General features: G+C 64.6%; 10 protein-coding genes. 2 read left to right on the forward strand and 8 right to left on the reverse strand.

Features of this window, described 5'->3' with window-relative positions; translation table 11 throughout:
• Window positions 1–6: 6 nt before the first annotated feature.
• Window positions 7–813 (reverse strand): AraC family transcriptional regulator, encoded by an 807-nt coding sequence (locus tag MJ8_RS27795; protein WP_201411798.1) that lies wholly within the window; start codon window positions 811–813, stop codon window positions 7–9.
• A gap of 122 nt (window positions 814–935) precedes the next feature.
• Between MJ8_RS27795 and MJ8_RS27800 the strand changes: the two genes are divergently transcribed.
• A complete protein-coding gene (locus MJ8_RS27800) occupies window positions 936–1,853 on the forward strand; it encodes a zinc-binding dehydrogenase (protein ID WP_201411799.1) in 918 nt (305 codons plus the stop codon).
• A gap of 110 nt (window positions 1,854–1,963) precedes the next feature.
• On the opposite strand, the gene MJ8_RS27805 is transcribed toward MJ8_RS27800, so the two are convergent.
• The 7 genes from MJ8_RS27805 to MJ8_RS27835 form a co-directional block, all read right to left on the reverse strand.
• On the reverse strand, window positions 1,964–2,713 hold the full coding sequence (locus MJ8_RS27805) for an SDR family NAD(P)-dependent oxidoreductase (protein ID WP_040990340.1): 750 nt from the start codon (window positions 2,711–2,713) through the stop codon (window positions 1,964–1,966).
• A gap of 64 nt (window positions 2,714–2,777) precedes the next feature.
• Window positions 2,778–5,039 carry a transglycosylase domain-containing protein gene (locus tag MJ8_RS27810; protein ID WP_201411800.1) on the reverse strand — a complete coding sequence of 754 codons (2,262 nt, stop codon included), beginning with the start codon at window positions 5,037–5,039 and terminating at the stop codon, window positions 2,778–2,780.
• Window positions 5,040–5,222: 183 nt separating this feature from the next.
• Window positions 5,223–7,190 (reverse strand): acyltransferase family protein, encoded by a 1,968-nt coding sequence (locus tag MJ8_RS27815; protein WP_201411801.1) that lies wholly within the window; start codon window positions 7,188–7,190, stop codon window positions 5,223–5,225.
• A 46-nt stretch (window positions 7,191–7,236) separates the two neighbouring features.
• Window positions 7,237–7,383, reverse strand: a complete 147-nt coding sequence (locus tag MJ8_RS27820) for a hypothetical protein (RefSeq protein WP_040987330.1) — start codon at window positions 7,381–7,383, stop codon at window positions 7,237–7,239.
• Between the two features lie 155 nt (window positions 7,384–7,538).
• Window positions 7,539–7,739 (reverse strand): hypothetical protein, encoded by a 201-nt coding sequence (locus MJ8_RS27825; protein ID WP_201411802.1) that lies wholly within the window; start codon window positions 7,737–7,739, stop codon window positions 7,539–7,541.
• A gap of 67 nt (window positions 7,740–7,806) precedes the next feature.
• The gene (locus MJ8_RS27830) at window positions 7,807–8,427 is read right to left on the reverse strand and encodes a ribonuclease D (RefSeq protein WP_201411803.1); all 621 of its coding nucleotides are present in this window, start codon (window positions 8,425–8,427) and stop codon (window positions 7,807–7,809) included.
• A 147-nt stretch (window positions 8,428–8,574) separates the two neighbouring features.
• Complete coding sequence (locus tag MJ8_RS27835; RefSeq protein WP_201411804.1) at window positions 8,575–9,960, reverse strand: M20/M25/M40 family metallo-hydrolase; 1,386 nt, start codon at window positions 9,958–9,960, stop codon at window positions 8,575–8,577.
• Window positions 9,961–10,486: 526 nt separating this feature from the next.
• On the opposite strand from MJ8_RS27835, the gene polA reads away from it, so the two are divergent.
• Window positions 10,487–13,450, forward strand: coding sequence for a DNA polymerase I (gene polA / locus MJ8_RS27840; protein ID WP_201411805.1), 2,964 nt, complete (start codon window positions 10,487–10,489; stop codon window positions 13,448–13,450).
• Window positions 13,451–13,585 lie beyond the last annotated feature (135 nt).

Here is a 13,585-nt window from a genome sequence, read left to right on the forward strand (position 1 = left end):
CGCGCCTCAGGCGACGAAGGCAGAACCGCCGTTCTGCGCGATATCGCTGAGATATTTCGCCGGCGGCTTGCCCAGCGCCTTCTTGAACATGGTGATGAAGGCGGTGACGGATTGATAGCCGAGATCGCCCGACACCTGCTGCACGCTGGCGCCGGATGACAGTTCCTTGAGCGCGACGATCAGGTGCAGTTGCTGGCGCCAGCGGCCGAAGCTCAATCCCGTCTCCCTGACGATAAGACGCGCCAGGCTGCTTTCGCTCAGCGCGACGCGGTCCGCCCACTGCGCCAGCGTGCCGCGATCGGCGGGGTTGTCGGCAAGCGCTTCGGCGATCCGGCGCAGCCGCGGCTCGGCCGAGATCGGCAGGTGTAATTGCTGGACCGGCATAAGCGGCAGTTCGGAGAGCAGGACCTTTCCCAGGAAATCGCATCGCGCGTCGTCCGGCGCGCACTCCGAAAGTTCGACGATCACCTCGCGCAGCAGCGGCGAGATCGAAAGCGTGCAGCACCGATCCGGCAGGTTGGCGGCGCCCGGCTCGATATAGACGAAGAAAATCCGCGCATTCGCCGTCGCGATATTGCTGTGCTCCAGGCGGCTCGGCACCCACACCCCGCAATGCGGCGGCACCATCCAGAGCCCGTTCGGAACGCGGCAGGTGACGGCGCCGCCGAGTGCGAAGACGAGCTGCCCCTTGCGATGCCAATGCTCGCGCACCTCGGCCCTGGTCTCGGTGACATCGACGCCAACGGCGATCGCCGGCGCGGCCACTTGATCGACATCGAAATCCAGCCAGGGCCAGCGAAGTGGCTGTCTCATCATTGACGTCTTTTAGCGATCATTTGGATTTATCTCTAAATTTTTCGAACACAAAAGTCGATAGAGTCATGCCGGCATCCGCAGTCGATCGCGTCTCAGACGCCAATTTCAAAGGTAGGCCCATGCTCGCTCTGGCCATTTCTTCTCCCAGCCCAAGCCGGCTGAAGCTCGTCGAGATCGACGGGCCAAACTGCAACGCAAATGAAGCATTGGTGGCAATTCATTCAACATCGTTGAATCGTGGCGAGCTCCGCCTGCTCGCCATACGTCCCGATGGCTGGATCCCCGGCCAGGACATCGTCGGCATTGTGGAACGGGCGGCGGCCGACGGCTCCGGACCGGCCGCGGGCACGCGCGTCGCCGCCTTGGTCGACCAGGCCGGCTGGGCCGAATATGTCGCCGTCCCGACCGACCGCCTCGCCGTCATCCCCGACGCTGTCAGCTTCGCCTCCGCCGCCACGTTGCCGGTGGCTGGCACGACGGCGCTGAGGACCTTGCGCCATGGCGGAAACCTGGCGGGCCAGCGGGTCCTGATCACCGGCGCAAGCGGCGCGGTCGGCCGCTTTCAGGTCCAGATCGCCCGCGAGCAAGGCGCTTCGGTGACGGCGATCGCCTCGGCCAGGCATCACGATGATCTTCGCAGCCTGGGCGCCGGGCAGGTCGTGGAGTCCATCGACCTGGCCGAGGGATCCTTTTCGCTGATTACCGAGTCGGTCGGCGGCAAGAGCCTCGCCGCCGCAATCGAGCGCGTCGCCCCGGGCGGAACAATCGTCATGTTCGGCTCGAGCAGCGGTGAGCTCACGCCGATCGGATTCCGTCAGTTTGTTCCGGGCCACGAAGGCGCGAAGCTACAGACTTTCGCCTACTACACGTCCGGCCTGGCCATCGGCGCCGACATCGCCTGGCTGCTTGACTTGGCCGCGGCCGGCAGGCTGGAAACCCGCGTGGCCATGACCGTGCCGTGGACGGACATCGGCCGGGCCCTGGACGCGCTCAGGCAGCGCAGCTTCAGCGGCAAGGCCGTCCTCACCGTGGCTTGACGTAAGCCGCAAGAGCAATTCCAGGAAAAGTGTGAGCGGTTTTCCGTTCGGAATTGCATGGAAACAAGAGGATAGAGCGTTTCGCCGTTGCCGTGAAACGGTGAAACGCTCTAGACGTGCTGGCCGCCATTGATGTGGATTTCCGAGCCGGTCACGTAAGATGACTGGCCCGAACACAGGAAGTAGATGATGTCGGCCACTTCCGACGTGGCGCCCAGCCTTCTCAGCGGGATCGTCTCGACTATTCTGTCGGTGCCGGGCGACAGGATCGCGGTGTCGATCTCGCCCGGCGCGATCGCGTTGACGCGGATGCCGTGCGGGCCGAAGTCATGCGCCATCTCGCGCGTCAGCGAGCCGAGCGCCGCCTTGGACGTCGCATAGGCCGTGCCGGCGAACGGATGCACGCGCGTCCCGGCGATCGAGGTGACGTTGACGATCGAGCCCTTGGCGGCGGCCAATTCCTTGAACAGGCCCCTGGCCAGCATGATCGGCGCGAAGAAATTGACCTGGAAGACATCACGCCAGACATGCATCGGCGTGTCGATCGAATTCATCCGGCTGCCGTCCTTCAGCTTCGGCGAGATGCCGGCATTGTTGACCAGCGCGTGCAGCTGCCCGCCATGCGCTTCCAGCCGGTGGCGGATTTCCGAAATCGCGATGCCGACATCCTCCTGGTCGGCGAGGTCGACCTTAATGTGATCCTCGGGGCCGGCCGGCCATGGGCAGTCCTCGGCAAAGGCCTGGCGCGAACAGGTGATGACCCGCCAGCCCTCGCGCGAAAAGCGCTTCACCGTCGCATGGCCGATGCCTCGGCTGGCGCCGGTGAGCACGATGGTTTTTCTGCTGTCGGTCTCGGCCATGGTTCTGTCTCCGGCCGGACATGTAGCCGAAGGCGGCAGCCATTGCGAGAGGCGAAGTGCCGCTTCAGCCCCCGCTCAATATGTCGAGGATCGAGGTCTGCCGCCTTTTCTTCGGTCGGCCGACATCGCCGGGCGGCACCGGATGCCCAACCGAGGCGGTGGTGCCGCTGTCGCTTGGCATGTCGAACCCGTCGGCATCAACCGTCTGGGCCGGGCGTGCCTGACGCGCCGGCACCGGCGCGGGCGCCTGAGCGGCTGGCGCAGGCTGGCCGACGGCCGCGGGCGGCGCTGGCGGCTGCGAGGCGTCCGCCGACGGGATCTCGTCGGGCACGATCGTGTCGGACGGCGTCGACTTCCAGGTGCCGGGCAGTGGCCTGACCGGCACGCCTTCATGCGCGGCCACCATGAATTCATGCCAGGCCTGCGCCGGCAAGGCGCCGCCGGTGACCTTCTTCATCGGGCTGCCGTCGTCATTGCCGAACCACACGCCGGTGGTAAGGTTGGCGGTGTAGCCGACGAACCAGGCGTCGCGCGAGTTCTGGCTGGTGCCGGTCTTGCCGGCCGAAGGCCAGTTGAACGCGGCCTTCCTGGCGGTGCCGACCTCGACGGTGCCCGTCATCATCGAGTTCATCATGCCGACGATATCGGCCTTGATGACGCGCGGCGCGCTGCCGGCGGTGCCCTCGTAGAGCACCTTGCCGCTGGCTGTGGTGATGCGCTGGATGAAATGGATGTCCGGCTTGTAGCCGCCATTGGCGAAGGGCACATAGGCCGCGGTCAATTCCAACGGCGTCACTTCCGAGGTGCCGAGCGCGATCGAGGTGTTGGCCTGCAGGTCGGACTGGATACCCATGCGATGCGCGGCCTCGACCACCGCGTCGGGGCCGACTTCCATGGTGAGCTGTGCCGCCACAGAGTTGAGCGACTTGGCCAGAGCCGTCGCCAGCGTGACCTTGCCGTAATATTTGCCGCCGTAGTTGTCGGGCGTCCATTTGCCTATTTTGATCGGCGCGTCGTTGCGGATGCTGTCCGGCGTGCGGCCGGCCTCCAGCGCCGCCATGTAGACAAAGGGCTTGAAGGCGGAGCCCGGCTGGCGTCGCGCTTCCGAGGCGCGATCGAACTGGCTGGTCGAGTAATCATAGCCGCCGACCATGGCGCGCACCGCGCCGGAATCGTCGATCGACACCAGCGCGCCTTGCGTGACGTTGAGCTTCTTGCCGCTCTCGTCGATCAGCCGGCGGATCGACTGTTCGGCGAGCTTCTGCAGGTTGAGGTCGACGGTGGTGTTGATGACGATGTCGCCGCGCACGTCGCCGATCAGGTCCGGAAGCTCGTCCATAACCGTATCGGCGACGTAATTTTCCGAGCCGGTCCAATAGGATGGCGCGCGCGTCGCCGGCGCGCTCAGCGCCGTCTTGTATTCCTTGTCGCTGATCTTGCCTGTCTCGCGCATGGCCGCGAGCACCAGTTGCGCCCGCTCCTCGGCCGCCTTCGGGTCGCGCGCCGGCGACAGCTTGGACGGCGCCTTGAGCAGGCCCGCCAGCAAAGCCGCTTCCGAAAGCGTCACGTCGCGCGCGCTCTTGCCGAAATAGCGCCGCGAGGCCGCCTCGACGCCATAGGCGCCCGAACCGAAATAGACCCGGTTGAGGTACATTTCGAGAATCTGATCCTTGCTGTGCTTGTGCTCGAGCCAGAGCGCCAGCAGCACTTCCTGCACCTTGCGCTCCAGTGTGCGGTCCGGCGTCAGGAACAGGTTCTTGGCCAGCTGCTGCGTCAGCGTCGAGCCGCCCTGCGAGAAATGCCCGCCAAGCAAATTGGTGACCATGGCGCGCGACAGGCCGATCGGGTCGATGCCGAAATGCGAATAGAAGCGCCGATCCTCGATGGCGACGACGGCCTCCGGGATATAGGGTGACATTTCGTGCAGGCCGACGGCCTCGCCCCCGGACGCGCCGCGATTGGCGATAAGCTGCCCATCGACCGAGACGATCTTGATGTTCGGCGCACGATCCGGGACCGACCACGTCGTCGCCGCCGGCATCTTGGCGCCGTAATAGACGATGACGCCGGCCACCGCGATGCCGCCCCATATGCAGAGCACGAAGCACCAGTAGACCAGGCGCGTGGCGATGCCGAGCAGCCCGCGCCGGTTGCGATCGCGGCCGCGACCGCGCGATTTCGCCTTTGCGGATCTGCCCTTTGCAGCGGATTTGCGGGTGCGCGGCACGACGCGATCCTCCTCGCTCACCGAAAAGCCATCGGAGGATTTCGCGCGCGGCGATCCCTCGAAGCTCGGTTCGATGCGACTGTCCCTGCGGTTCGCCATGCGCTCTTGCTGTCTGTCCCCGATGCCGATGGCGTTCGGGTTGAAGACTAGATGCGGCGGTTTAAAGGCGGGTTAAAGCAGGGTTTATGCAGCCTTTTGAAAACTCTTAGGATTTTCTGAATCGGTGTCTTGCCTGCATCGCGCAGACGGCATGCAGGGTGCCATTGCCGGTAGACGGATTGCTCAAAGACCTGCCGCCTTGGCCAGATAGGGAGCCAGAGCCAGCGCGTAGGTCGCTGTCAGGTGATGATTGTCGCGCAGCACGACGATGTTGCCGACCACCGCCGGGCAACTGTCCTTGCCGCATAGCGCGTCGTTCATGTCGACCACGCTCACCCCCGCCACGGATCGGGCGGCGAGCGCGTAGATGTTTTCCCGTTCGACCTCGCTGCGCGGATTGACGCATTTGCCCGGATCGGTTCTGAGGCAATCGCGCGGATCGAACAGGCTGAACGGCGTGTTGCGGATCGCGACGACGCGCACGCCCTCGCCGGCGAGCTCGCTCCAGACGCTGCGCAATCCCTCGATCATCGCGGCCTGCGCGACGTCGGTGTAGTTGCTCTGGCTGGTGATCACGAGATCGGGCTTCAACGTCGCGATTTCGGCGAGAACCTTCTCCCGCCACAGCGCGCATTGCTCATACGGTCTGCCGCCGTTAAGGACGGTGACCCGGGTCACCGGGCAGGCCGCCTTGGTGAAGCTGACGAGCTTCCATTTTCTGTCTTTGGCTATCTTGTCGACTGCCGGCACCCATTGCGCCGCGTGGGAATCGCCCATCACGACAATGGTCCTCGTCCCCGTGGGGTCCCCGAGCTGGCAGCCGGTCGCGTCGATGCTCCCCTGCTCCCGGTGACATTTCATCTTGTAGATGACCGGCACATCGCTGCCGATCTTGCTCAAGGCTGGCAGCGGCTTGACGCCCTGGGGGACGACGGCGTTCGCCAGCAAGGCCGCGGGTCCCGGATAATTCGGCGTCCCGATCAGGCTGGTGTCGATGGGCTGCCGGTCGATGACATGGACGAGTCCGCCGGCCGCCGCCACGCACAACCCCACCGCCACCGAGCCGTCGATCAGCGGCCGCCATGCCAGCGATGAGCGCGAATGGCGATAGGGCTGTTCGACGAAGCGGTAGGAGAGACCGGAAACGGCCAGGGTGGCGATGATGATGAGAACGCCATCGACCAGGCCGACCGGGCCGCGCTGCGCCACGTAGAATATGATCAGCGGCCAATGCCACAGATAGATCGAATAGGAGCGATCGCCGATATAGCGCAGCGCGGCGGTGTCCAGCCCGCGGAAGCGCCCCATGCGCACGCTGCCGGCCGCAATGACCAGAGCCGCGCCGAGCGTCGGCAGCAGCGCCTTGAAGCCTGGAAAATCGGTCGACCTTGAAAACAGCACCGCCGATGCCAGCGCCGCCAGCATGCCGGCGACAGCCATCGCATTCCGTATATGCGCGCTCGGACGGAACCGATCGAGCGTCAGTGCCAGCAATCCCCCAAGGGCCAGTTCCCAGACCCGGGTGTGAGTGACGAAATAGGCCCATGCCGGGTCGGATCGGGTGAGAGCGAGGGAAGCCGCAAGCGAGCCCACCATGACCACGCCGAGCACGACGATAAGCATGCGCACGGGTGAATGTCCGCGACGCCTGGCCCACCACAGCGCCGCGATCATCAGCACCGGCCAGACGATATAGAACTGCTCCTCGATAGACAGCGACCAGAAATGCTGGACGGGGCTCGGCGCGTCCTCGGCGCCGAGATAGTCCACGGCCAGCTCGGCAAGCCGCCAGTTTTGCACGTAGAGCGCGCTTGCGATCACCTGCCTGGCGGTTTCTTCCCACCACGCGTCCGACACGAACAGCAGCGTTCCCGCGAGCGTGACCAGGAGCGTGACGATCGCCGCCGGCAGCAGCCGCTTGACCCGGCGCGTGTAAAAACCGACCAGCGAGATGCCGTCTTCGCTGAGCGCCATGCGCGTGAGCAGGCCGGTGATGAGGAAGCCGGAGATGACGAAGAAGATGTCGACCCCGACATAGCCGCCGGGAAGCGCTGCCGGCCAGATGTGGAAGATCACCACAAAGGCTACGGCGAGCCCGCGCAGTCCCTGTATCTCCGGCCGAAATCCCCCCGGCGCAATGTCGTCTCGCAAAGCCAGTCTGGTCCCTCACGGCGCCGGCCTGTCCCGGCTGCCATGGTCAATTCTGCTGGATCGAAATGCCCTTGTCGTCGATCTTGAGCTCGACGCCCTTCGGCTTGGTATGCTCGCGATAGACATAGATGCCGAGCGCGATGATCACCGCGATCAGCACACCGATGATGAGATAGAGCGTGTTCTGCCTCATTCGCGTCCCCTCGTTGCGACCAGAACATTTCACGGTTTCACGGTGAAATGCCCTATCTCTTTGTTTTGACGCAATTCCGGACGGAAAACCGCCCACACTTTTCCTGGAATTGCTTTAAATCTCACGCCTGCTTTGAAATGGCGGGCAGCGGTCGCCTACTGGTCGTCGTCGTCGGAGCCCGGACGCCAGCTCGTCGGATCGACCTTCTTTTGCGTGTCGCTGTCGGTGTAGACCCACCAGCCGCCGTCGCGATACTGGCCGATGGATTCGTTGACGACGCCGTTGCCGTCCTTCCACAGGATAGTGACTTTCGAGCCGTCCTTCGGCGCGCTTTCTATCGGTTTGCGTTCTGCCATCTCACTCCCTCCACGAACCGGCCCCCGATAGACCGGCTCCAACGTCCTTTCGACGCGCCGGGTTCCGTCAGCTATGCGCGAAGATGTCTTCCTCCGCCCAGCCCATCAGGTCGAGCTTGGCGCGCGTCGGCAGGAAACGGAAGCAGGCATCCGCCTCCTTGGTGCGGTTTTCGCGCGCCAGGCGCCCCGCAAGCACCTCGCGCAGGCGGTGCAGGTAAAGCACGTCGGAGGCGGCGTATTCGAGCTGCTCGGGCGAGAGCGTCTCCGCTGCCCAGTCCGAGGATTGCTGCGCCTTGGACAGGCCGATGCCGAGCAGCTCGTTGCAGAGGTCCTTCAGCCCGTGCCGGTCTGTGTAGGTGCGGACGAGCCGCGAGGCGATCTTGGTGCAGAACACCGGCTCCGCCATCACGCCGAAGGTATGATAGAGCACGGCGATGTCGAAGCGGCCGTAATGGAACAGCTTGGTGATCGCGCGGTTCCGAAACAGGCTGACGAGGTTCGGCGCCTTCTTCTGGCCCGGCGCGATCTGGATGACGTCGGCGCTGCCGTCGCCGGGCGAGATCTGCACCACGCAGAGCCGGTCGCGATGCGGGTTGAGTCCCAGCGTTTCCGTGTCGATGGCCACTGCACCCACATTGTAGCGGGCGAGGTCCGGCAGATCGTTCTTGTGGAAACGGATATCGGTCATTCTCTTCTCCGGATCGCGGCCGCAATGCCGCGCATCGCTTGGGATGCGCCAGCAGGCGGCGGCGCGTTGCGCTGGCCACCCGTCCTCGCCGCGATCCGGAGAAAAATCAACAGAAAGTTGAATCTCACCTCTTTCGCGATTTTCGCCTCAACGCGTCAGCGCATCGAGGATGCGCGCCCAGGACCGCTGCCCCTTGTGGAAGGAGGTCAGTTCGTATTTCTCGTTCGGCGAATGAATTCGGTCGTCGTCGAGGCCGAAACCGACCAGCAGCGATTCCATGCCGAGATAGGTCTGGAAATCGCCGACCACGGGAATGGAGCCGCCGCTTCCGATGGTCAGCGCCTGCTTTTCCCATTCGTCGGAGAGCGCGTCCTTGGCCTTCGCCAGGAACGGCGAGTCGTAGGAAAGCTGGATCGCCGGCGAACCGCCATGCGGATGGAATTCGACCGAGCAGTCGCCGGGAATGCGCTCGCGCACGAAAGCCTGGAAGGCAGCGCGGATCTTCTTCGGGTCCTGCTTGTGGACGAGCCGGAACGACACTTTCGCCGACGCTTCGGCCGCGATCACCGTCTTGAAGCCCTTGCCGGTGTAGCCGCCGATGATGCCGTTGAACTCGGCCGTCGGCCTTGCCCAGGTCATTTCGAGCACCGAGCGGCCTTTCTCGCCGGCCGGAATGGTAAGGCCGACCGGTCCGAGGAAAGTCTCGGCCGTCTCGCCCAGCCCTTCCCAGGACTTGAGCACTTGGCTGGGCGTCTCCTCGACGCCGTCATAGAAGCCCGGAATGGTGACGCGGCCATTCTCGTCATGCACGTCAGCGAGAATCTTGGCCAGGATGCGGATCGGATTGGCGGCCGGGCCGCCATAGAGGCCCGAATGCAGGTCGCGGCTGGCCGCTTTGACGGTGACCTCCTCGCCGACCATGCCGCGCAACGACACGCAGATCGACGGCGTCTCGCGGTTCCACATGCTGGTGTCGCAGACCAGCGCGAAATCCGCCTTCAGCTCGGCGGCGTTGGCCTCCAGGAACGGCTTCAGCGACGGCGAGCCGGATTCCTCCTCGCCCTCGAACAGGATGGTGACGCGGCAGGGCAGATTGCCATGCACCTGCTTCCACGCGCGGCATGCCTCGACGAAGGTCATCAGCTGCCCCTTGTCGTCGGCGGAGCCGCGCCCGGTGATCACCTTGCGGCCAGGTTCGACCTCCTTGATCGAGGGCGCGAACGGATCGGTTTCCCACAATTCGATCGGATCGACCGGCTGCACGTCGTAATGGCCGTAGAACAAAACATGCGGCGCGCCCGGCGGTCCCTCGTGATGCGCCACCACCATCGGATGTCCGGGCGTGTCGCGCACGCTCGCCTCGAAGCCGATCAGCTTGAGCTCGGCGACCAACCATTCGGCACCCTTGCGGCAGTCGGCGGCGAAGGCCGGATCGGTGGAGATCGACTTGATGCCGAGCAGGCCGAACAGCCGCTCCAGGCTCTGGTCGAGATTCTGGTCGAGACGTTCGAGGACGGGGGAGATTCTGGACATGCTTTTTGCCTTTCGATTTTGGCCAGACCCTAAAGGGCCAAGCCGAGAACGAAAAGCCGCGATTGTTAGACCAAGATGCAATCGCTGCCAGAAGATAAAAGAAGACCGCCGTGGTGGAGGGGGAACCACGGCGGTCTCTACTCGAAACGTTGCGGCAGCCCGGAGAGGGGGGATAGGCTGCCGCAGTTTGCCCGGGATAGGCGGGGGACGGGCCTTACTCCGGACTTCGGCGAAAACTGCCGATGACGTGTATTTGGGTCTGTGAACGTGGCGATTCAAGGGCACGAAAATTACACTTTTGTAACATGCCCGTGAGCGGCAGATTTTCCGTGCATGTCGCCCAAAAGTGTGCGGCGGTTTTGGGAAAACGACATGCACCAACAAAAAGACCCAAAGCGCGTCGCCTGAATCGGTTTCAGCGCGACGCGCTTTGCCGGACAGGATCTGTCAGGGGTGTTGCCCGAACCGGTGGGTTCCACCGCCTTTGGCATGGACCGCGAAGCCCGGCCGCGCTATCCCTGCCGGCATGAAAAAAGGCGATCACCTCTTCCTTGTCGACGGCTCCGGCTACATTTTCCGCGCCTACCACGCGCTGCCGCCGCTCAACCGCAAATCCGACGGCCTGCCGACCAGCGCCGTGCTCGGCTTCTGCAACATGGTGTGGAAGCTGATGCAGGACGCCCGCAACACCAGCGTGGGCATTGCGCCGACGCATTTCGCCGTCATCTTCGACTATTCCTCCAAAACCTTCCGTAGCGATCTCTACCCGGAATACAAGGCGAACCGCTCGGCCCCGCCGGAAGATCTGATCCCGCAATTCGGCCTGATCCGCCAGGCGACCGTGGCCTTCAACCTGCCCTGTATCGAGATGGAGGGTTTCGAGGCCGACGACATCATCGCCACCTATTGCCGGCTCGCCTGCGAGGTCGGCGCCGACACCACCATCGTCTCCTCCGACAAGGACCTGATGCAGCTCGTCGGTCCGACGGTCCGTATGTACGATCCCATGAAGGATCGCCGGATCAGCGTCCCCGAAGTGATCGAGAAATGGGGCGTGCCGCCGGAAAAGATGATCGACCTGCAGGCTCTGACCGGCGACTCGATCGACAACGTGCCGGGCGTGCCGGGCATCGGACCGAAGACCGCGGCGCAATTGCTCGAACAGTTCGGCGACCTTGATGGGCTGCTGGCGCGCGCTTCCGAGATCAAGCAGGAGAAGCGTCGCGAGACCATCATCGCCAATGCCGACAAGGCGCGCATTTCGCGCGAGCTGGTGACGCTGAAGAACGACGTGCCGCTGAAGGAAGGACTGGACGACCTGATCCTGCACGAGCCGGATGGGCCGAAGCTGATCGGCTTCCTGAAGACGATGGAGTTCACCACGCTGACGCGGCGCGTCGCCGAGGCGACCGCAACCGAAATCGGCGACGTCCAGGCCTCCGCCGTCACCATCGAGCGCGCCGATACCGCGCACGGCCCCGATGTCGGCGCGGGCGCGCCGCCGGCGCCACGACCGGCCGCCGCGTCGGACGATGCCGCAAAGCCGGCCGCGCCGGTCAGGGGCGAGGACGCGCCGCCGCAAGGCGATACTCCATCGCTGCTGTCGGCGCTGCGGCTGGAACAGGCGTCGGCGCGCAAGATCGACCCTTCGGCCTACGCGCCCATTCGCGACACGACCGCGCTCGAGGCCTGGATTGCCGAAGCCCGCGACGCCGGCATCCTCGCTTTCGACGCCGAGACCACCTCGTCTGACCCGATGCGTGCCGATCTCGTCGGCCTGTCCATGGCGATCGCGCCGGGCCGCGCCGTCTATGTGCCGCTCGCCCACAGAAGCGGCAACGGCGACCTGCTCGGCGGCGGCCTTGTGGAGAACCAGATCCCGGTCCGCAAGGCGCTGGCGCTGCTCAAGCCCCTGCTTGAGGACCGTTCGGTCCTGAAAATCGTGCAGGACATGAAATACGACATCGTCGTGATGAGCCGGCACGGCGTCGAGGTCGGCCCGTTCGACGACACGATGCTGATCTCTTACGTGCTCGACGCCGGCACCTCCGGCGGCCACGACCTCGCGTCGCTGTCGGAGAAGTGGCTCGGCCACGCGCCGGCGACGAAAAAGGAACTTGCCGGCTCGGGCAAGAGCGCCATCGGCTTCGACCAGGTCGATATCGAGCGCGCGACCGCCTATGCCGGCGAGCAGGCCGACCTGGCGCTGCGGCTTTGGCAGGTGCTGAAGCCGAGGCTGGCCGCCAAGGGCCTGGTTTCCGTCTATGAGCGGCTGGAACGGCCGCTGGTGCCCGTGCTGGCCCGGATGGAGCAGCGCGGCATCTCGGTCGACCGCCAGATCCTGTCGAGACTGTCGGGCGAGCTGGCGCAGGGCGCCGCCCGCGTCGAGGAAGAGATCTACGGGATCGTCGGCGAGCGCATCAACATCGGCTCGCCGAAGCAACTCGGCGACATATTGTTCGGCAAGATGGGCTTGCCGGGCGGCTCGAAGACCAAGACCGGCCAATGGTCAACCTCAGCGCAGCTTCTGGAAGACCTCGCCGCCGAGGGCCACGAGCTGCCGCGCAAGATCGTCGACTGGCGCCAGCTCACCAAGCTGAAATCGACCTATACCGACGCGCTGCCCGGTTTCATCAATCCCGACACCAACCGTGTCCACACCTCCTACGCGCTGGCAGCGACGACGACCGGGCGGCTATCGTCTTCCGATCCCAACCTGCAGAACATCCCGGTGCGTACGGCCGAAGGGCGCAAGATCAGGACCGCCTTCATCGCCGAAAAGGGCCACAAGCTGGTCTCGGCCGACTACAGCCAGATCGAGCTGCGCGTGCTTGCCCATGTCGCCGAGATCCCGCAGCTCAAGCAGGCCTTCGCCGACGGCGCCGACATCCATGCGATCACCGCGTCGGAGATGTTCAACGTGCCGGTCGAGGGCATGCCTTCGGAAGTGCGCCGGCGCGCCAAGGCGATCAATTTCGGCATCATCTACGGCATCTCGGCCTTCGGTCTCGCCAACCAGCTGTCGATCCCGCGCGAGGAGGCGAGCGCCTATATCAAGCGCTATTTCGAACGCTTCCCGGGCATCCGCGACTATATCGAGGAAACCAAGGCCTATGCGCGGGAGAACGGCTTCGTCGAGACCATCTTCGGCCGCCGCATCCACTATCCGGAGATAAGGTCGTCCAACCCCTCGATCCGCGCCTTCAACGAGCGCGCCTCGATCAACGCCAGGCTGCAAGGCACCGCGGCCGACATCATCCGCCGCGCCATGGTGCATATGGAGGAGGCGCTGGAAAAGGCGAAGCTGTCGGCCCGCATGCTGTTGCAAGTGCATGACGAGCTGATCTTCGAGACGGTGGAAGCGGAGGTCGAGGCGACGATTCCGGTGGTGCGCAAGGTGATGGAGAACGCGCCGATGCCGGCGGTCTCGATGTCCGTGCCGCTGCATGTCGACGCCCGGGCCGCGGACAACTGGGACGAGGCGCATTAACCGGCATCACGCCCGGTAAGTGCGTCGAGATTCAGGTCAGGCCGAGTCGGAGTCGAAGACGGGCGCGAAGCGACCAAACTGGGTGCATTCCGAGAACCGGAGCGGAGCGTACTTAAAGTACGTGAGCACCGGAAG

The organism is Mesorhizobium sp. J8 (assembly GCF_016591715.1).
Taxonomy (GTDB): Bacteria; Pseudomonadota; Alphaproteobacteria; order Rhizobiales; family Rhizobiaceae; genus Mesorhizobium.